Origin of the sequence: Hyphomonas oceanitis SCH89, from assembly GCF_000685295.1 — a bacterium.
Taxonomy (GTDB): Bacteria; Pseudomonadota; Alphaproteobacteria; order Caulobacterales; family Hyphomonadaceae; genus Hyphomonas; species Hyphomonas oceanitis.
The window spans coordinates 1-22,731 of record NZ_ARYL01000028.1; the positions used below are offsets into that span (position 1 = coordinate 1).

Genomic DNA, 22,731 nt, shown 5'->3' on the forward strand with positions numbered 1-22,731 from the left:
TGAAAGTGCCGATGAAACAACCAAAACGCGGCCGTCTCTGGCTAAATGACGGATCTTGCGTGCGGCTAAGGCCGGCACACAAAGGCCATGTATGGTCCTATGACTTCGTGCAGGACCGCACCCATGATGGACGTGTGTTCCGCATGCTGTGTGTGATCGACGAGTTTACACGGGAATGTCTCGCCATCCGGGTTGAGAGGAAGCTGAACTCCCGGGATGTCCTCGACACGCTGGGCGAGCTGTTCGTTCGTCACGGGGCACCCGAGCACATACGATCCGATAACGGCCCCGAGTTTATCGCGACAGCCTTGCGAGACTGGCTCGAAAGGGTGGGTGTGAAGACGCTTTACATCGAGCCTGGCAGCCCTTGGGAAAACGGCTACTGCGAAAGCTTCAACAGCAAGCTGCGCGACGAGTTGCTGGCGAGGGAAATCTTCTTCGATCTGCGCGAGGCAAAGATCCTGATCGAAGCGTGGCGGCAGCACTACAACACCGCGAGGCCACACTCATCTCTCGGCTACAAACCACCTGCCCCAAAAGCCATCTTGCCCGCAGCGTTCATGCCGCCTTACTATGAGGAGGTGGCAGCATGAACGCTGCTGCCTTGAAACCGCCGGGCTAGTAAATCTGGTGGACCACTACTGAGGGGCAGGCCAGCTTGGCATCCTGACTGAGATCAAGCGTGTTACGGTTCTGCATTTCGCGGACCGAAACTATGTGACGTCCGGGCGCAGGCGTTCACTTTTCCTTATGATGTCGGGCCAGGGGCGCAGACCCGGCATTGATCTGACCGGATGTCAGTATCGATGCCCGCGTGTGAACCCCGCGCAATTTGAACGAAGCACAGCATCCGACAGGCTCGCGTCAAGCGATTGGGGGAGGGGCATGAGCGCCGCTCGAAATCCGGGCTCATCTGTTACGGTGAATTCCAGAGGCAAATCTCGGGGGCGAACATGCACGCACGAAAGCACTGTCGAGGGAATCCCTGGTTCGAATCTGCCTTAGTGAAGTTAAAAAAGGAGGTGCCGGAAATTCCTACAAAACGACCTACAAAACGACCTACAATTGGAAGGCGACAAGCATTTAAGGCGTTGAAATAAAACAATAAAAAAAATTGCAGGGAGCGCTTCGCCCGCTCCAGAATTCTCCGATAAAACAAGCTGTTTTCGTGGCGTCCCGAAAGGGACGTTCTTCGTCTCATGCGAAGGTTTAAATTGCGCCAGTGCGTTGAACCTGGGCCCATATGCCATGTCATGGCGCAGGAGGTCGCCTGAGAATATTCTGGTTCTCTACGAATGATGGACCCCCGCCCGGCGAGCCGATTGAGAAGATGGGCACAATCGGCAGGCAATTCTCGGTAGCGGGCATCCACTAAGTATTCTGGTATCCAACCTAGAGAGTACCTTCTTCCCATTCCATCTCGTCTCCGACAGCCGTTGGTTCTGTTTCGGACAGGCTCAGGTTGTGTTCGAGATTTTCTGCCACTTCGCTGATCGTCAGACCGCTCAGCAAGTCTCTCAAACCAATATCAACATGAAGCGCCGCCTTGATAGCGTTCCGTACCTGCACAGCCATGAGGGAATCAAAGCCAAGGTCGGATAGAGGTTTATCTACGTCGATCGTCGACGCGCTATAGCCGAGCGCACGTCCCACATGACTCCTGAGGAAGCCCTCTATGAGCGCTGATCGTTCCTCGGCAGGCGCCGCGATTATGTCGTGATCCAGTGAGACGGTGGTGTCTTCTTGAGTCTGAGTTTCGAGACCACCCAAGCCAAAAAGCGCGCGTATACGTGGTGTACTCTGAGCTGCAAGCAAAGCTGTATTGGCATTGAGGATGGCCGCATAGGTCGCACCCTTTCCGACCACTCGCTCCATAGCGTCCAGACCTTCTTCCGGAGCAATTTGACCCAGGCCAATGCGCTCCCAGCGCTCCCGAACAGAATCGGAGAGGCGCGCTGCCATGCCGACTTCTCCCCAAGCACCCCAGCCAATGCTGGTGATAGGCTTCCCTGCTGCGCGACCGTACGAAGCCAGACCATCAAGCCAGGCATTTGCGCCCGCGTAATTGGCTTGGCCGGGGCCACCAAACATTGCCGAGCTTGATGAGAAGAGTACAAACCAGTCAAGAGGTGCGTGCCTGCTGGCTTTCAACAGGTTCTTTGCACCGCCTATTTTGGGGCTGGCCACTGTTCGGAACCGCTCAAGGGTTTGTTCGCCCACAGGCGCGTCATCAAGCACGCCAGCGGCATGTATGATGCCGCGCAAAGGCATGCCAGAGGATACGTGGTTATTCCAGATTTCAGCGAATGATTTCGAATTGCCGAGGTCACACGCAACTGCTTTAACGACGCAACCGTATCGTTCTGACAGATCTGCTGCTTTGGCTTGGGATTCGGCGCTGTCGCCGGAGCGGCTGATGAGAATGAGTTCTCCAGCCCCTCGTTTAGCGAGCCGCTCTGCAACGGCCAGCCCCAAGCCAGCTAAGCCGCCGGTGACGATATAGGCTCCGTCAGAGCGAACAGTCATGTCCTGTGTTGGCTCTGGATCGGGCAGGATCACAACCTTCCCCATATGGCGTGCATTCGCCATGAACCTGAAAGCATCTTTTGCCTCAGCCAACGAGAAGGCTTGCACGGGAAGTGGAGCAAGATCAGCTTTATCTATCGCTTCGAGAATGGTCTGGAACGATGCGCGAACCTCGTCCGGGTCGGCGATAATCTGCTCGCCGAGATCGACGATGTGATAGTTGACTCCAGGCGCCCGCTCGGCAGCCTCTTCCGGCGTCCAGATATTGTTCTTGCCGATTTCCAGGAAAGCGCCGCCCGCGCGCGTCACCCGCATGCCCGCGAAAATCATGTCGCCTGACAAAGCGTTTACAACAAGGTCGACACCCTCGCCGTCCGTTATTTTTTCGATGGCATCACCGAAACTGTCGGACCGGGAATCGAAGACATGTGTTGCACCTTCGCTCAGCGCGAATGCGCGCTTTTCATCAGAGCCGGCTGTTGCGATAACTTCAGCACCAGCATTCAGCGCCAGCCGCATGGCCGCAAGGCCCACGCCGCCAGCAGCAGCATGCACGAGAACGCGCTGCTTTGGCTTGATGCCTCCAGCCATTGAGAAGCATAGTGCTGCGGTCAGATATGCATTGGGGAGTGTTACAGCATCGGCGAAGGTTACACTGTCAGGTTTCGGGAAGACGAAACTCTGACTGACAGTAACGTGGCTCGCAATGCTGTCGCCCGCGAGCGCAACGACTGCATCACCTTCTTTGAGTTTGGTGACGTTTTTACCAACGCGCGTAATAGTGCCTGCGCACTCACTTCCCAGCTTGCCGGCATCACCGGGATACATTCCCAATGCATTCAGTACGTCGCGAAAGTTCAATCCGGCCGCGCGGACGAGAATTTCAACTTCGTCTGGTCCCGGAGCGGTTCGCGGCTCCTCAATGAGTTGCAGACGATCAAGATCTCCCCGCTCTTCAATACGAATGACGGCTCTGTGATCCTCTTTCGTGGATGGTGCCTTTGTTATGGGAGTCAGACGCGCGGCAAAAAAGTCGCCGTTGCGGAGGGCTAGTTCAGGTTCGCTCTCGGCCAGGGCTAGTGCATCGAAGACATCTTTAGTCTCCGCTGCTCGATGTGGATCCAGATCAAGTTGCAGGATCGGTGTCGCTGGGCATTCTGCATCAACTGTACGGCTTAATCCGGTCAGTGCGCTCAAGGCGAGAATTGGAGAGTCGCCAGCCGCAACAGCTTTCGCGCCTTTTGTCAGAACGCATATACCGCACATTGGCTTTTCGGATTCGAGGACCTGCACTGTAGACAGCAAATCTGCAAATAGTTCGGATTCGATTCCGCTAACGGTGTCGAACGGAGCGCAGAACACAATCCATTTGGGCGTAACGGTTTTGAGCGTATCTGATAGATCGCTTGGGGCAATGATTGCTGCTCCTGCTGTTTGCGCAAGAGACGCGGCAAAATCGCACCCACGATCTATAATCAACAAATCCTCCGATACGGGTGCATCCGGACGGGGGATTTTCTCCCAAGATAGTTCAAGCTCACTCAGTGACGTCTTGCTTGCACCAAGAACTTTCGAAAGTCCGGCGGCCGAAACGGCCCGTGCCCGAAGGCCTTCAAAACGGGCAATGAACTCTCCCGCTTCGGTTTCCATTACCAGGTCAGCCGTGAGCTCAGTCTTGTTGGAACTTTCCTTACGGAGTTTGGCAGTCACGACGACCCGCCGTGGGGCTTCCCGCTCCCAATGTATGTTGTCTATTCCTGTGGGAAGGTAGAGCTGATCATCTCCGTCATTTGGCACAAGTGCGCTAACAGCGTGAAAAAGGTTGTCGAGCAGGGCCGGGTGAAACCGGTAGTTGGCTATGTCCTTTTCTTCATCCGGGAGTACAGCGATACCTACCGCGATCCCATCGCCTTTTTGCAGGCTCTCAAGTCCGCGGAATATTGGGCCATAATTCAATCCCAAAGTTTCCAGACGGCTATAGTGGGCCGCGACATCAAGCGTTTCGGCGCATTCGCGTTTTGCCTGCTTGGCGCACGGCACGGAAAAATTACCTGTGATGGGCTGACGCGACAGTTTGGCGTGAACAAGCGTCCGCCAAGGAAGGGCAGCATCCTCCAATACTTCGCGAATAGTAAGGACAAAACGGTCCTTACCTGATGGCTCTACTTCAGTATGAATGCTGCAAGGTGAAGTCGTATGCAGTTCGAGGGGGGCCTCGATTGAAAGATCCGAGAGTGTCAGGGGACCTTTGCCGAGAAGCGCTTCGCCCGCAGCAAGTGCCATCTCCACATATCCCGTTGCGGGGAAAATAACCCGCCCGAGGATTTTGTGATCTGCAAGGAAAGACGGGGCTTGTGCATTAATCGTCGAGATAAAGGCCTTGCGCGGCGGAGGAACTTGCTGGACCTCTCCCAAGATGGGATGGAAAAGATTGACGTCCAGGCGCTTGGTATTGGGCTGCGCGTCAAACCAGTAGCGATCATGCTGAAAGGGATAGGTTGGTGCGGGCACGAGATGTCCGCTGCGGTGCTTATAGGCGCTTTTCCAGTTAACTTTTACGCCTGCCGAATAAGCCTCGGCCAACGCACTGAGCGCCGTATATGCGTCGTCCTGTCCTCTGCGTAGACTTGGAATGGTTTTCCACTTTGCCTCTGGGCGCGCTCGCGCCGTAAGCCCCAGCAGGGCCGGTTGCGGACCGAGTTCGATAAGGATATCGGCGCCCGCTTGTTCCAGCGCCGTAACACAGTCGCCGAAACGAACAGCATTTCTGGCGTGAGCGCGCCAGTAGGCGGCATCGGGTTGGGTGCCTGTCGCAAATGCAGAACCGGTGAGATTAGAGATAAGCTGGATACGGGCAGGCCGGTAGATAAATTTGCTCGCAGCTTCCTCAAAGGCGCCCAGCATTGGATCCAGAAGCGGCGAATGAAATGCATGGCTAACCGTCAGACGGCGCGCCATGATACCCTTGTTTTCCACGGCTTTTAGCACTGTATCTACGGCAGCCAGCGTGCCGGAAATAACTGTCTCTTCTGACCCGTTTACACCCGCAATGGCGATCTCGCTCTCGATCCCTGCGAGCATCGGCGCAACCTGATCCTCCGGCGCGAAGATGGCCGCCATGGCGCCACCTGTCGGAAGGTGCTGCATCAGACGGCCGCGTTCTGCGACCAGTCGCAATGCATCCTCGTGGCTCATCACTCCGGCCAAGCAGGCCGCAACGTATTCCCCGATGCTGTGACCCACTACAATGGATGGCTCAATGCCCCATGAGCGCCATAGCTCCGCCATCGCGTATTCCACTGCGAACAGTGCAGGTTGAGTATAGGCGGTTTCCGATATGAGACTTGTGGCGTCATCCTTTGGGTAGAGAACATCCTGAAGCGGCAGCTCAATCACATCTTTTAGAATGCGGGCTGACTCATCGATTGAAGCAGCGAACACAGGCTCAGACTCATAGAGCCCACGCGTCATTCCAGGGTATTGGGCGCCTTGGCCCGTGCAGAGAAACGCAATACGTGGCAAACGACCGCCGCCAGCACGACCGCTTGAAATCCCTGGAACCTGTTCTCCGTTCGCAAGGGCAGTTAGCTTTTCGCGGAGATCTTGAGTGTCGGACACGACCAGCGCGGCGCGATGTGTGCGGTGTGACCTTCCCACGGAAAGGGTCTTTGCAACATCGCTGAGCGCAGGTGAATTATCGCTTGAGACAAAGTCACGATAACGCGCAGCGAGTTGACGAAGTGCGGTCGGTGTCTCCGCAGATAGCGGGATGATGCTCGTGCGGTCGCTTCCGCTGTTAGAGCGTTTGTATCGGGGGGCGTCGGCCAATATTGCATGGACGTTTGTGCCGCTGAAGCCAAAGGCGCTTACGCCAGCTCGTCTAGGTGTATCCCGGCGTGGCCAAGGTGCTGCCTCAGTGACAACTTCGAGCGGAAGATCGGCCCAATCTATGCCCGGGTTAGGGCTTATGAAGTGCAGTTGCGGAAAAATGGATTCCGCGCGGAAACATGCGAGTACTTTCAGTAGACCGGCAATACCCGATGCGGCCTCCGTATGGCCGAGGTTTGTCTTGATCGAGCCAATACGAAGCGGTTCGGAAGGCGCGCGCCCCGCACACAACACGGCACCAAGCGCTCCAGCTTCGATCGGATCACCAATAGGGGTCCCCGTGCCATGTGCCTCGATATAATCGATGTCCAGGGGTCCCAGTTGTGCGCTTGCCAAGGCAGTTCTCAGCATGTGTTCCTGCGCGGGGCCACTGGGGACGGTCATTCCGCTTGACCGGCCGTCCGAGTTTGTTGCCGAGCCAACGACCAGACCCAAGATTGGGTTACCGTCCTTTTCCGCGTCGGAAAGCCGCTTCAACGCAATCATGGCGCAGCCTTCTCCGCGAGCGAAGCCATTGGCCGATGCGTCAAACGTCTTGCAGGCACCATCGGGAGAAAGCATTCCCCATCTTGAAAACATGGCCATTGCGTCGGGCATTGCGATAATTGCCACGCCTCCGGCAAGAGCGAGATCGCTCTCGCCATTGCGGAGGCTTTGGCAGGCAAGATGGATAGCGTTCAATGATGAGGAGCAGGCCGTATCGACGGCTGCACTGGGGCCGAGAAACCCATACGTAAATGAAATGCGGCCCGGGGCAGAGTTCATGGCGCCGCCAGTGGCTGAATAAACGTCTGATTGTTCCGCACCACTCGCCCACATCAGGCGTCCATACTCGGTCGTCGAGATACCGACGAACACGCCAGTTGAACTTCCTTCAAGTTGGTCAGTGGCTATGCCAGCCGATTCCATCGCTTCATGGGCTGTTTCCAAAAGCAGACGTTGCTGTGGATCGAGTGATTTTGCCTCTCGCGGAGAGATGCCAAAGAATTGCGGGTCGAATTGATCAATCCGGTCCAGAAATCCGCCCTTCTTTGTCACAATCTTGCCGGCTGCTTCCTGGTCGGGGGAGTAGTAGGCTTCTGCATCCCAGCGATCAGCGGGTACGGTCCGGACTGCATTCACTTTGCCTGACAGCAAGGCTTGCATATCGTCCAGAGAATTGACGCCTCCTGGATAACGCATGCCGCAGCCAACAATGGCGATAGGTTCCATCTGGGCTTTTTTTGCGTCAGCAAGTTTTGCCTGGAGGCGCTCGATCGCGACCAAGGCCTCTTTCAGCATATTACGGGAAGTGGTCATGGATTATTTCTTTTCAGGCTTGCATTCAGCGCAGTGAGGAGAGGAATGGCGCATGCAACGCAAATTATCGCCAATAGGAGAAAACTATATGAATTGTATCTTCCATTGCTTGTAAGCCAGCCGACCAATATTGCCAGCGGAACCGGGACGAGTAAAAGCGGTGCGGTTGGGACGAGAGATGCCTCGAAAGCGGCTCTATTTAGTAATGACAGAGCCACCAAACCCAACACTCCCGTTATTGCGAAATGAAGAATATGCTGCAATTCCAATGCCACCCATATGAACGGAATGAATGGCGAAAGAATGATCACAATTCCTGCTGTCAGGTAGAATAGGTTGGCCATAATTGTTTCGCTTCGAAGTGAGCGGGACAGGACCAGAAATAAGCTGAATGAGACGGGCATCGCCAAGACCGCAAACCACATGAGCCCAACTGGGATAGGCCCATGGGCGTAAATGAGGATGGCCGCAATGCTGCCGACGGTAGCGGCCAGAAAAGTCACAACGCCAGGCCGTTCTTTGAGCAGCAAGGCTGAGAACAAGATTACCAAAATGGGGGCGGCCCAGAAGGCGGCGTTTACGGTGTGTCCAAATCCGGACCTTACGGCGAATGCCCAGGATACCGGCATCAAGAGCAGGAAGACGGCTCGAAAGATTTGCGTAACAGGCTTTTGCGTACGCACCAGAGTACCTGGTGCCCGAATAGCGATGATTGCCACCCACATCATGAGCAATGTCAGATAGTGCAGCCACACAACCTGAAACGTTGGGTATCGATTCAGAAGTGTCCCAACAATCGTTTCTGTTGCAGTCCAGGTAATGACGAAGCCGAGCATCAGGAAAATGGGGCGATAAGATGCCGTCATTCAAGCAGGTCCAATTGCGCCCTAAGTCGGGCTGCCAAGTCTTCCTCGCTTATGGAATCGTAGTCGTCGAGTGGTGTGGCGGGGGATGGTGTTTCCGTCACTTCCATTTTCGTTGGAGCTGTTTGAATTCCGAAGCGTGAATTCAGAAAATCTGCCAACGCATTCACGTTGGGATAATTAAAGGTGAGCGTGGACGGCAATTTCAAACCCGTACCTTGCTCTAGCCTTCGGCGCAGCTCAACAGACATGAGGCTGTCCATGCCCATTTCAAATAATCCCCGGTCAGGGGGAATAAGCTCCCCCGAAGATTCTCCCATGACGATGGCAGCTTCTGCAGCCACGAACTCAGCTAAAATTTCGATGCGCGCTGACTCATGGGCGTTTGCGAGCTTGCTTTGCAGGTCATTTTCCGCGGAAGAATTGTCGCCTTGAGCCACAGAATTATTACGACTATCGGACGCTAATTGCGCGGCCTGACCAAGCCTTGAGAGCAGTGGCCTCGAACGACGGGTTTCATGGAGTGCCTTGAGGCGATCCCAATCAATGTTGGCAACGAGTCTGTGGCAGGAACGTGATGCGCGGATGAGGCCGCCGAGCGCATCCAGTGCCCCCTCTGCATTCATCGGCTGAAGGCCGTGCTCACCATATGTGCGCTGGGTTTCATCGGATGCCAAACGCATCGTGTCCCATGTTCCCCACCCGACTGAAATTACATTCAAGCTATGTCCGGGATTGTGTACGCTGGCGTCGAGAAAGGCGTTTGCGGCTCCATAATGAGCGAATCCAGGTGCACCGAGCACTGCCGTTGTGGATGAAAAGAGCGCCAGGAATTCGGCACCTCGTTTGGACAGCGCGGCCTCCAGCGCAAGTGTTCCAGCGATCTTCGGTCGCAGCATTGCATCAACTTGCGAAAGTGTCAGATCGCTCATGGCAACAGCTTCGAGGTGTGCTGCCGCATGGAATGCGCCACGAAGCGGCGGACCTGACTGCAGAAGGCTGTCGAGGGCGGCTTCAAGCGAGACGCAGTCTGCTATGTCTGCCTGTATGGCTACGGCTTGCGCGCCTGCTTCGCGCACAGCATTCATTGCAGGTCCATCAAGATCAGGGTTCCGACCGAGAAGCGCTACGCGCCCTGCGCCATTGTCAGCGAGCCATTTTGCTACAATCGTACCGAGTCCGCCGAATCCACCTGTGACAAGATAAGTTCCATTCGGGTCAAAGCGCACAATGCCGTTGTTAAGCGGGGGCACTTCCGAAAGGCGTGGGACGAAACGGTGTCCATTTCGCCACGCACATTCATCCTCGCTATCGCGCGTCAGGACTGAATCGACGACAGCATCGGCCTGCTCGGTCAGTTCAACATCACCGTCAAGATCGATCATTCCTCCCCAGTTTGACGACGCCTCAAGCGCGGCAGTTCGGCCAAAGCCGAGTACAGGCGCCTGCCATCTTGATACGGGCGAGGGCTGAGATCCATCACATGCGTGGACACCTTGGGTGGCGATCCAGAGACGGGAGCCATCGTTCTTGCTGGCAAGATGAAGGAGATGCCGGAGAGGCGTAACGAAAGTGGCCTCTTCAAGCGCAGTCAAGACGGACGCATCGGGGCTCATCTCAGGATCGGCATGCGTCAATGCGCCAATGTAGAGAATATCGCAAGGTTCGTCAGAGATCGCTTCCAATTTAGGAAGGACTTCGAAGCCGCGCTGCTCGAATGCATCACATAGGGCGCCCCGAAAGTTTCCAGCATCTCCGGCAATGACTAAGTGACGCTTGTTAATTGGCTTGCGCGCTGCGAGTAGCATTTGCTGTGAGCTGGCTCTTCCAAGTTCGACATCACCTCCAACATGGGCGACTTGCGTCAATCCTGACTGATCTACCAGCTGTAACCAAGCGTTTGTGGATATAAGGGGATAATTAGGGCGCAGGGATGTGTCGGTGAATTTCCACCAACCTGGTGTCATTCCAAATGTCAGATCCACCCAGCGCTCGGGGGCGACGCCTTCCAAGAGAAGCAGTTCGCCTCCGGGAGCGAGAAGAGATTGGGCGTGCTGAAGACTTTTTGACAAGTCTTCAGTTGCATGGAGCACGTTGGCGGCGACGACAATATCAAAGGACCCCAACTCCTGGCCCTGGGAGGCAGGATCATTTTCTATGTTTAAAATGTCTGTTGAGAAACCAGCAACGTCGCTGAAGGTCTTAGCTGCTGCGTCAAGGAAATGGGGGGTCACGTCGGTAAAAACGTAGTCTATTTCTCTGCCTGCGAGAGCGCTCAGTATTGACCCGGTGCTTCCGCCTGTGCCAGCGCCTATCTCAAGTATGCGAATACGGTGGTGATCTGGGACGGTCTTCGTAACTTGCCGGAGCAACTCGGCGAGTGCCCCATTGAATGTACGAGCGAAAGGCGCCTCGACATATAACTGTCGGGCTTCTTTAAGAGAGCCGCCGGGAAAGAGAAGATCCAGCGCATCTTTCTGGCCTCTCAGCACACCGGCAAGATCGTTACCGCAGCGCTGAAGAATCGAAAGCTCGGTGCAGTTGCCTCCCAAGCTCTCTAACGCGTCCTGACACATATTCGCAGGATCGCGCCGTGGGCACTGGCTTACAGGCCAGAACTCATCTCCATCAGTGGAAAGAACATTTTCATCCACCAGAATCTGGAGGAGTCTGCCAAAAAGTGGAGCTTGGCCCTGTGCAACTGAAAGGCGGTTCGCTTCTTCCTTCGCGTTGAAGCGGCGGTTTAGTGTCTCGTCAAAACCAAGATCACGAAATGCCTTACTCACGTAAGCGAAGGAAATTTTATCCAGTATAGGGAGGGTGGCGTCGTAACTGCGTAAATCATGCTCCGCTGCAAGATCAGAAAAAGCGGTAATCAAAGCGTCATTTACAGATTCTGGGGAGTGCAAAAAAGCGGCGGCTGATTGTCTGGCAGGTGCCGATTGCCATTGAATTTCATACTGATTGGGCACATTCGTCAAGTCTCCGTCGGCGCGGGTGAGCTGGATTCCCGTAATGACGCCAATTTGACAGCCGTTGTTGTCATAGATTGTTGCATCGACAATCTGGCGGCGGCGTCCTTGAGGAGCTCTCAGATTTGCGCGGCACCAAATTGTGGACGGCAACGCCACGGCAAGTTCGACTTGTTCGATACCTGTCAGGAAGAAGAGTGGGCTTTCTCCGTTCTCGTTCTGAGGCAGACTTGCCCCTGCTGCTTGCAGCACACCATCAAGCAAACCTGGGTCGGCAAAAGGCACCGCAAGCGGCAACAGTCCTTCCGGTAATGTGAGGCGGGCTATGACGCTCCCATTCTCAATGTGCAAGCGATCAAGCGTGCGGAAGCGACCAGCAAGTTGTATGCCCAGACTTTCGAGCTTCGAAAGATGGAGCGCAGCCAAGTTGATTGGTTGAAGTTTCGTCGCGTCGGCTTCGATATCGTCGGCGTGATCCGCAAAATTTACAGCGTGGGATGTGAGCTCTCCTGTCGCATGTTGTGTCCAGGTTGCGTCCGAACTGGATTGAGATCTGCTGGAAATCGTGAAAGTTACACGGCCATCAGGTTCCTTGCCCAAGCGGGTTTCAACAAGCAGCGGCTGAGTATCTAATCGCAATGCGTGGTCAATGGCGAAATTATTAATTGACCAATCGGCTATGCCCAAAGCTCTTATGGCTGCATCAATAGCCATAGACAGATATACCGGCCCCGCTACGAGCGTACTTCCATGTACGACATGGTCTGCAAGCCAATCATGGCTTTGAGAAGATAGGATGGTCTCAAAAACAAGCCCTTCTGCTTCCGTTTGTGTTCCGGCAATGGAGCTTGTTGCGGATGACAACAGGCTGGGTGAGTCCACCCTGCTGCGGCTTTCAATCCAAAAGCGGCTACGCTGAAAAGGGTAGGTCGGTAAGGAAACGGTCTTTTGCCGGGGCGTCGGAAGGGTTTGCTTCCAGTTAATTCCAACGCCTTCCACGAATAGTTTTCCCAATGCGTCTGACATTTCCGCCCAGTCATTATGACCGCGTCTAAGGGAGCCGATAAAGACAGGCATGTTTTCGGAATTAAGATCTTCGACATCTCGCGCTGCCAGTGCAGCCAAGACAGGATGAGGGCCTAGTTCGAGGAAAACGCGATGGCCGCTGTTGCGAAGGTTCGACATCCCTGCTGCAAACTGAACAGGCTCGCGTAAATGACGCCGCCAGTAGGTTGCGTCGGGCGCTCCGCCTGGAAGTGCGATGCCGCCCGTCAAGTTCCAGGCTACCGGGATGTTTGGCTGATGAGCGATGACGCTCGCCGCAACTTCCTCCATTGCGTCGAGCGCCGAGTCTACCAATGGCGAATGAGCTGCAAATGAAATATGTAGACGATGTCCACGCATGCCCTGTTTTTCGAGTTGGGACAAAACAGCTTCGATGCCAGCAACGCTTCCTGAAATTACCACGCTATCGTGTGCATTCACGGCGGCGATGGAGACCTCTCCTGCATAGGGGGAGATCAAATCTCTAACGTCTGCCTCGCTCAGGAACAGGGCGGCCATTGCGCCGCCCGAGGGTAGTGCGGACAGAAGCTTGCCACGTGCTGCAACGAGCTTTAGCCCATCTTCAAGTGTAAAGACTCCTGCAATTGTTGCTGCTGCGAATTCGCCCGCTGAATGACCAATTACTGCCGATGGTTCGATACCCCAAGAGCGCCATACTGCAGCGAGCCCACATTCAACAGCGAATAGCGCCGGTTGTGTCCATTGAGTTTGGTGAAGAGCGGCATCAGGCCCTCCTTCAGAATTCATGACATCAATCAGCGTGCGCCCATCTGGTTGTTTCCCGAGCGCCGCATCACATCGCTCAACTATGTCCCGGAATACGGCAGAGTGCTCGAACAGGGCGCGTGCCATGCCGGGGTATTGAGCGCCTTGTCCTGTACAAAGGAATACAACGTCAGAGGACTGACCAGGTGGTACACATCCGGTGTTAACGCGCTGCAATTCTTTTCCGTTAACATAATCGTCTAACGCATCAGATGCATCTTTGACGGTTGACGCAGTTACAGCCAATCTCTCGGACAGATGAGCCCGGCCGGTGGCAAGTGTCCCCGCTATGGAACCGAGATCGGCATCACTTTCCAAGAGAGCGGTGCTCATTCGCTTGGCTTGGGCCAGGAGCGCGGCAGGGTTGCGAGCGGATATGGGAAGGCAATAGTAAGGAAGCTGGCCTTGGGCAGCCGTTTCAGCGGCCTGCTGAATGGATTCAAGGACAATGTGAGCATTCGTGCCGCTGAAGCCGAAAGAGCTTACGCCTGCCAGCCGACGCCCATTACGCGTTGTCCAGTCTTGCGCCTTGGTTGGAATGACTATTCCGGCATTGTCCCAGTCGATTTCTGGATTGCCCTCCTTGTAATGCAGGTGTGGGGGGATCACCCCGTGATGCAAAGCCAACGCTGTCTTTATGACGCCGGCTATGCCTGCTGCACTTTCCAAGTGACCAAAATTTGTTTTTGCCGAACCAACGATGAGTGGCTGATCAGGATCGCGCCCCAATGTCAGAGCCGCTGAAATGGCTCGTATTTCGATCGGGTCACCAAGGCGTGTGCCTGTGCCATGTGCTTCGACGTAGCTAATATCCTGTGGGGAGACTCCAGCATTAGCCAGCGCCGCTTTTATGAGAGCCTCCTGTGCGCTCCGGCTTGGAACCGTAAGACCAGCACTTCGTCCATCCTGGTTCAATGCAGAGCCGCGAATGACCGCATAAACTCGATCATTGTCGCGCTCGGCATCAGAAAGTCGTTTGAGTGCGACAAGCCCGCAACCCTCACCACGCGAGAATCCATCTGCAGCCGCATCAAATGCTTTGCAACGGCCATCCGGTGCGAGCATGCCTGCCTTTGACAACGATACCATGGTTTCAGGCTCGCTGATTATGTTTACTCCGCCTGCGAGTGCCAGCGAACACTCGCTCGTACGAAGCGATGTAATTGCCTGATGCAACGCTACCAGCGAGGAGGAGCATGCGGTATCAATCGAGATCGCGGGCCCACTCAATCCTAATGTGTAGGATATTCGTCCTGCCGCCACACTGGAGGCGTTACCAGATGCAATATAGGCATCAATTTGCTCGGGACCGCGGTGCAGCGCGCGTTGGAAATGGTCGCTGTTGCAGATACCCACAAATACTCCGGTCGGGCTTCCGGAAAGACTGTTTGGTGCTATGCCTGCATGCTCAAGGGTTTCCCATGCGACCTCAAGTAACAAGCGTTGTTGTGGATCCATTGTTGCCGCTTCGCGCGGCGTGATACCGAAACTTGCTGGGTCAAAATCTGTTATATTATCGAGGAAGCCTCCGCGCTTGGCGGACATCCTGCCCTTTGCTTCTGGATCCGAGTTGAACCACTCATCGGCATTCCAGCGATCTGCAGGCACATCGCGTATGGCTTCATTGCCTTCCACCAAGAAACGCCAATATGCGTCTGGACCGTCTATGTTTCCAGGGAAGCGGCACCCCATGCCGACAATAGCAATTGGCGCAGACTGTGCCGCTTTTACTTGTTCCAGTTCCGTATTTAGCCGGAGAGCAAGAACAGCAATTTGCTTTGGAGAAAGCTTCTGAATGCGCTCAAGAAACTCGCTCATTTGTCATCCCCGGCATTAAGCCCCAGCATTATATCCAGCTCTTCGTCGCTAAGATCCTCAATACCATCAAATACGCTTACGCCAGCGCTTTGCGACGATAGTGCAACAGTTAGGCCCGTTGTTGGTTCAATAAATTCAGCGATTAAAGTATCGCCTAATGTGTTGATCGTGGGGCTCTCGAATAGAAGGGTGGCGGGCAGTTTACGTCCAAGTGCACGTCCTAGCCGGTTGCGCAATTCAATCGCCAAAAGTGAATCAAGCCCCATCTCTCCGAATGGCATATCTGGGTCAATTTTTCGATCAGCTGGCAGCGCAAAAGTTGTGCGTAGCATGTCTTCGACGAACTTATCGAGAACCTTTCTTTTCTGATCATTTGCTGCACTGGTAATGAGATCAACAAGATCGACCTGTGCGCTTTCATCAACCGTTCGGCCTCGTGCGCCAGTGCTGCTAACGCTTGCTGCATTGGTATTGGAGGCCGAATGATCCCTTTTAATCAAATGTGAGAATACCGGGTTGGCTTTATCACCGCGCCATTCAGACAGTTTTTGCCAATTTATAGGAGCCACGGCGACTTGCCCGCTAGCGACATTCATCAAATAGGCGCTCGCTGCGCGTCCTTCGGCTGGCGTCAGTGCTGCAATACCCTGCTCGGAAAGTCGGTCCAGGGTAGTGTTGCCGGCGGCAGCGCCGATGTCGCTCCACGGTCCCCAGTCAATTGCAAGTCCCGGCAAACCGCGTCTGTTCCTTTCCCGCATAATGCTGCCTAACGCTGCATTTGCGCCAGAATGGTTCGACTGTGTGGGCGAACCCAGGACGGCAGCAAGCGATGAGTACGCACAAAAAATATCAATAGGATCGCCCCGGCTCAGTTTTTCAAGGATATAAGTCCCATCGACTTTTGGAGCCATGACTGTGCGAACGGTTTCGGCGCTTTGCTGCTGTATGCCCGCGTCGGCCAGCAGACCGGCCGAATGAATAATTCCACGAAGTGGAGGCCCATCCTCACGAATTCTTGCGAAGAGGCGCTCCATTGCGGATTCGCAAGTTACATCGACACTGTGACTTTCTACGCGTGCGCCTTTGCTACGAAGTTTCTCCAACTCCGCTTCCGCCTCGGAGGAAGGCTCGCTGCGAGCAGTGGCAATAATCCGTCCGGCACCTTCCTCAGCCAGCCTACGAACTGTGTCCAACCCGATGCCCGAGAGGCCACCGGTAACAAGATAAGTGCCAGTGGTTCGGATAGACGTACGCGGCATTTCTTGCGCGCCAATGACTATCTTACCAATGTGCCCTGCTTGAGCCATCAGTCTGAACGCGTCTATGAGCCGATCCGGACCAAAATTGTGCTGAGGCAGAGAAGTAAATGTTCCTTTATTGAAGCCAGCAACCACTCTCTGCAGGATTCCGCCTATGTAGGTTGGGTCATTATCGGCGATATGGCCCCAATTCACAGGATGATATTGAAATTCGCTTTTCTTATATGCGGGTGATCCTTCGTGCCGCACATCGCGAACGCCTAGCTCAATGAAGCGTCCACCCTTGACCAAGACGCGCATACTGGCATCTATCAGCTCGCCAGTCAGCGCATTGAGAACCACATCAACACCCAACCCGTCGGTTGCTTTCAGCACTTCATCGGCAAAGTCAGGACTTCGAGAATCCATAACCAATTTGGCGCCTAATCGGCTCACCAGTGCGCGCTTTTCCGGGTTGCCTGCCGTCGCAAAAATTTCAGCTCCTGCAATGCGCGCTATTTGCATTGCGGCCATACCCACACCCCCAGCGGCAGCATGGATAAGAACGCGATCACCAGCTTTAATTTGTCCAAGTTCACGGAGGCAGTATTCGGCCGTAACAAACGGAATCGCAAATGCGGCCCCATCGAACATGTTGAATTCGTCGGGAAGGTGAGCCGCCAAGGCGGCGGGCAGGGTCACATGTGAGGCAAAGGCGCCGCTCGTCAGCGCGACAACAGAATCGTCGAGCTGAAAGCCATTCACGCCCTCTCCGATTGCAACAACACGACCTGCGCATTCTCCACCCAGAGGCGGAGAACCTGGATATTCCCCAAGTGCGTTTAGGACATCGCGGAAATTCAACCCTGTTGCTTCGACCGCGACCTCGATTTCACCTGGGCCGGGTTCTCGCCGCTGCATGGGCTGGCGTTCAAGTTGGTCCAGGGTCCCGGGTGCACTATTTACAAGCTGCCAAGAATTGGAGCTTTCTTTTGTGAAAGTTTTCGGGCGCCAAGGCTGCAGCCTTGCAACGTAGCGATTTCCGTCCCTGATTGCGACGTCGGGCTCTTTATCTTGGCCAAGGAGCGCCGCGACAATCATACCGCTGTCTTCAGAATCCGGATCATAGTCGATGCGACGACATTGAAGTTCGGGCATTTCCAAGGGAACGCTCCTAGCCAAGCCGCCCGTCGCAGCACCTGCTGGATTAAGTTTTGATTCGACGCCAGTGACGTCTTCTCCGCCTCGCGTTAGCAAGGTCAGGCCGCTGGTTGGACTTGCCTTCAATGCTGTTTGAACCGCCGTCAGCGTTGACGCGAATCTATCGCTTATATTCGTTGAGGCGGCATCATCTACAATAACGATCTCGTCAAAGGCTTGATTCTCTTTCAGGAATGCCTCGAAGTCTGCGACGGACGTTCTTAGGAATACAGACGCAGATTGACCGCCAATAACCAGCCCTTCTGCTAGTGCATTTGCGAGCGATCGGTTTGAAGAGGCGATGGCCCAGCGCGCAGAGCGCTTGCTGGCCGATGCAACCAAGATGGCTTGTGATCCCCGGCAACCTGGCGTGCCTGGATCGCCGTCAATTGCAGCGACGTCGCTGAAACCTGTATGTTTGAGAAGTTCAATCCAGGCAGATTTTTCGAGCAGCGGCGTATTGCTTCGAAGATCAGTATCCTCATACGCCCACCAACCTGGTGTCAGGCCAACAGTCAGATCAAACCAGCGTTGCGGTTTGGTAACTTCCAGCATGATCAGCTTTCCGGTTGACGACATGACTTTCTTTAGCCGCTGTAGTGTTTCTCCTAGATTTTTGGTCGCATGGATAACGTTGGCACCAATCACCACGTCAATAGAACTAGGTTCAATGCCTTGCTCTGTGAGATCGCGTTCAAGATCAACGGTCTTGAAATGCATCCCAGGTCTATGCCCAAAACGGTTGCGAGCTCGATCAACGAAACTCTGGCCAATGTCTGTGAATGTGTAGTCAGTCTCAGGATCGATTTTTTTAACAATGCGTGCAGTTGTTCCACCCGTGCCGCCACCGATTTCCAGAATCCGCGGCAAGCGTCCCTGCGAAGCAAGATCAGCAACCATATCGGCGATCAATCCATTGAAATAGATCGAAGTGGGCACGTCGCGATAAAGCGCTTCATTTGCTTCGGTGCTGCCGGACGGGAACAAAAGTTCCAATGGATCGCATTCACCCACAAGTGCCTGTGTGAACCCGGACTGCGCCCTCAGGACAATGTCCAGTTCAGGTGCGGCTTTTGGAGGGGACGATTTCCTCAAGGAGTTTGCTAGTTCACTAAATTCGGTTTGCCTGAGCGCGCGTTTAACTAGCCACCCCTCGACCGTCCGCTGCATATCGCCGGCTTCTGCCAGTATTTCAAGCATACGGTTGAACAGGCGATGGTGACGAGGCAGAATGTGCAACTCATTAGCAAGCGCCGCTGCATCAAAGCTCTCACCTACAGATGGCTTCCAGCCGAGCGACCCAAAAGTATTCCGGACAAAATCGATACACACCTCTTCCAGTCGACGTACGAAGGGGTCGTAATCTTCGAGACCTGCTTCTTTGGCGAGGGCTCCAGCGTGCTGTGCGGCAATGTTTGATAAGTCCTGCACTGTTTGGAGTGGTAGTTGTGGAAGCCAACCTAGTTCATAGAGCGCTGTGCTTAGAGGCTGCCCCGCAGCTGTTAACGACAAGACAGGATCAAGCTTTCGAAAACGAACGCCTGAAAGTTCCATGACTACCGTGCCGTCCTCGGCATAGCCAGTTATGTCAGCGCTCAACATGTCAGGCCCTTCGACGCGGACCGTCGCTTGAGCCCATACCCGGCGACCTGGTGTCGAGAAGATGGAAAATCGGTCTATTGCGAATGGAAGAAACGCCTGCTGGTCGGCTGACTGCACGGGATGTGTGGCAGCCGCAACTTGCAAGCAACCGTCGAGAATAAGTGGGTGGACCGGAAGGTCTGCATCCACCAAAGTCTGTTCCGGCAATGTAACATAAGCCGATGCGCACTCTTTGTGCGCATGAATTTGGCTTAGGACTCTGAAGTATTTGCCGAGTTCTATCCCGCGTTTTTGCAAATCTGCATAGAAGTGTTCAGTGTCGATCTCGGATTCATCTGATTTAGTCATGCTATCCGGATGAAGCGCAGCCGGCGAATCTGAGCGCCCACCCATGAGATGCGCAGACGCATGCCGGGTCCATGTGTCTTTTGAATCCGGACAGAGACTATTTACCGAAAGGTTGCCATCGGTCGATTGGCATAATGTTTGTAGCTGGGTCGCTCCTCCGTCTCCCGAAATGGAAAGCGGAGTTTCAATGATGATATCTTCCAGAGAAACAGGACCAGTGGATTTTGACACAGCTAACCCTGCGGCCGCCATCATGCTGAGCATTGCTGCACCCGGCACAATGAGATTGTCGCCCACCACGTGATCACTGAGCCATAAGTGTGATCGTGTGGAAACTCGACCTTGCCATATTTTATCCGAGGCGGCAGTGGGGATGGAGTGTCCAATCAAGGAGCCCGATGATGCCGCTTCAATCTGAAGGTTCTTCTTTGCAGGGATCCAGTGGCGCTCGCGAGCGAATGGGTAAGTTGGTACATCAGTGATGACGCCGCCACGGATTTTTTCGACAGCGGGCCAGTTAATGGGTACTCCCTGCTGCCACAGCGAACCTAGAGCTGACTGAACCTGCTCCCATTCATTACGACCACGGCGCATCGATGTCAGGAAGCTTGCGGGCTCGCTAAGGGTGCGAGTCTCCAGCGTTTCTCTGGAAAGTGCGGTCAAAACGGGCTGTGGTCCGATCTCCACATAGATCTGCGCCCCGTGCTCTGCTAGAGCAGCGACGCCATCGGAAAAGCGAACAGACTCTCGTATGTGCTGGCGCCAATATGCGGGTGTGCAGATCGTATTTGGATCGGCAGTTGTACCTGTAATATTGGAGATCAACCGAATGGATGGAGACGAAAACGATACTTCACCTGCCCGTTTCTCAAATGCATCAAGCACTGGATCCATCAAGGAAGAGTGAAATGCGTGCGACACGGGCAATGTGCGATAGTGAATTCCATCCAATGCCAGCTGTTTTTCGACTGCTGCAAGTGCATCCGTAGGGCCGGCGACCACGGTTTGCTCAGGCCCATTCACAGCAGCGATATTCACGGTGGACGGCAGGTAGGACCGAACAAGGTTTTCTGACGCATTTACAGACATCATGCCTCCGCCTGACGGCAGAGCATTCATCAGCCGCCCGCGTTCAGCCACCAGGTCGAGGCCATCCTCGAAGCTCAAGATACCTGCAACGCATGCCGCAGTGTATTCGCCAATGGAATGACCAATGACCAGATCAGGCTCAATGCCCCATGATTGCCACATGCGGTAAAGCGCGTATTCAATGGCAAAGAGGGCGGGCTGTGTATAGCGTGTCTGATCAAGCAGACTGTCATTTTGGCTCGAGCCAAATATAACATCTAGAAGCGGTACTTCCAGCTGACCTTTTAGGCGTTCAGAAGCCGCGTCCAGCGTTGCTTTGAAAACGGGAATACGGGTGTAGAGATCGCGTCCCATTCCGATGAACTGGGCGCCCTGTCCTGTAAACAGGAATGCCACTTTGGGCTTGGACCGTACGGGCCCGGTAATTAGATCATCACTATCCGCGAGTTGCAAAAATCCTGCCCGCAATTCCGTTTGCGTGCTCCCTGACACGACTGCGCGATACGATAGCTGCGCACGTCCGGCGTTTGCGGTACGGCAGATGTCTCTTACAGGCGATGTCTTCGGTGCGGCGAGTGTTTCAGCGTGACGCAATGCGAGTTCACGCAAGGATTCCTCTGAGGCCGCAGAAACTACTATTATCGAGGGCTCGTTACACGCTTCAGATATGTCGTGAGGTGCTGCCTCTTCTAAGACAACATGTGCATTCGTTCCGCTGAATCCGAACGAACTCACCGACGCAATCCTGCGCCCGTTGACTGTCTCCCATGGTTCGGCTCGCGTCGGTATGCGAACAGGAAGATTGTGCCAAGGTATATGCGGGCTCGGGGTGTTAAAGTGGAGGTGTGGGGGGATGCGCTTCGCATTCAGCATTAGCACAAGTTTAATCACGCCCGTGACGCCAGCGGCCGCTTCGAGGTGCCCGATATTGGTCTTGACGGAACCCACAATCAAGGGTGCCGCGCGATCTGACGTAAAGACATTGCCGATTGCTCGCATTTCCTGAGGGTCACCCAGCGACGTACCCGTACCGTGCGCTTCAAGATAACCAAGATCAGATGTCTCGATACCGGCATCCACGAGGGCCGCCTTTATGACCGCTTCTTGCGCCGGACCATTTGGTGCGGTCAATCCGCTGGAGGGACCATCTTGATTGATTGCGCTGCCACGAATAATTGCCAGCACCCGATCACCATCTGCCTGAGCGTCCTTCAGCCGCTTCAAAACAATGACGCCACAGCCTTCTCCTCGGGCGAAACCATCAGCGCTTGCGTCGAATGTTTTGCATCGACCATCTGGCGCGAGCATGTGTGCACGAGACAGCGCGACGAATATTTCCGGGGCAAGGATTTTGTTGACCCCGCCAGCGAGCGCCATCCTGGTTTCACCGCGCCGCAGAGACTGAACAGCCTCGTGAATCGCCACAAGCGAAGACGAACAAGCAGTGTCAAGCGTGATGCTCGGGCCTTGGAGGCCGAGGAGGTACGATAACCGACCGGAGACGATGCTATGAGCTATTCCTGAAGTGAAATGGGCATCCAAAGTTTCTGGGTCCTGCAACGCAAGTTGCATGTAGGCATAGTCGGAGCCGGTGACTCCACAAAAGACGCCGGTTTTTGTGCCGGATAAACTATCCGGAGCAACCCCAGCATTTTCCAATGCCTCCCAGGCGGTTTCAAGAAATAGTCGCTGTTGAGGGTCCATGCTGCGCGCTTCGCGAGGTGCAATGCCGAATAGGTTTGCATCGAAACGGTCAACTGTATCCAGAAACCCCCCGCGGTTTGTTGCAATGCCACCAGGTTGGTCAGGGTCAGTTGTGTAGTATTTGCCATGATCCCAGCGGTCGGCAGGTATTGTGCCCGTTGCGTCAGTGCCAGTTTCCAATAGTTGCCAGAAAGCTTCAGGACTATCAGCGCCCGGAACACGGCAGCTTTGTCCGATGATCGCAATGGGCGCGCGTGATGCTTCTTCAAGCCGTTTTGCGCGCGCTTCCGCTTCTTCCAATGCCAAGAATGCCCGCTTCAACGGCGAAAGTTCAGACATGTTTGCTTCTTTAGG

At 54.6% G+C, this 22,731-nt stretch carries 5 protein-coding genes; 1 reads left to right on the plus strand and 4 read right to left on the minus strand.

Annotated elements, in window-relative coordinates:
* Positions 1–593, plus strand: a 593-nt coding sequence (locus HOC_RS15445) for an IS3 family transposase (RefSeq protein WP_035540241.1), incomplete at its 5' end; no start/stop codon positions are given.
* Between the two features lie 799 nt (positions 594–1,392).
* On the opposite strand, the gene HOC_RS15450 is transcribed toward HOC_RS15445, so the two are convergent.
* Genes HOC_RS15450 through HOC_RS15470 form a run of 4 tightly spaced genes read right to left on the minus strand, consistent with a single transcriptional unit; the run spans position 1,393 to position 22,716 of the window.
* Complete coding sequence (locus HOC_RS15450) at positions 1,393–7,713, minus strand: type I polyketide synthase (RefSeq protein WP_084146367.1); 6,321 nt, start codon at positions 7,711–7,713, stop codon at positions 1,393–1,395.
* Positions 7,710–8,579 (minus strand): DMT family transporter, encoded by an 870-nt coding sequence (locus HOC_RS15460; RefSeq protein WP_035540248.1) that lies wholly within the window; start codon positions 8,577–8,579, stop codon positions 7,710–7,712. Before HOC_RS15460 ends, HOC_RS15450 begins: the two co-directional genes overlap by 4 nt.
* Positions 8,576–15,196, minus strand: a complete 6,621-nt coding sequence (locus HOC_RS21435) for a type I polyketide synthase (protein ID WP_084146368.1) — start codon at positions 15,194–15,196, stop codon at positions 8,576–8,578. Before HOC_RS21435 ends, HOC_RS15460 begins: the two co-directional genes overlap by 4 nt.
* The gene (locus tag HOC_RS15470) at positions 15,193–22,716 is read right to left on the minus strand and encodes a type I polyketide synthase (RefSeq protein ID WP_156950509.1); all 7,524 of its coding nucleotides are present in this window, start codon (positions 22,714–22,716) and stop codon (positions 15,193–15,195) included. The genes HOC_RS21435 and HOC_RS15470 overlap by 4 nt, the downstream gene beginning before the upstream one ends.
* Positions 22,717–22,731: the final 15 nt, after the last annotated feature.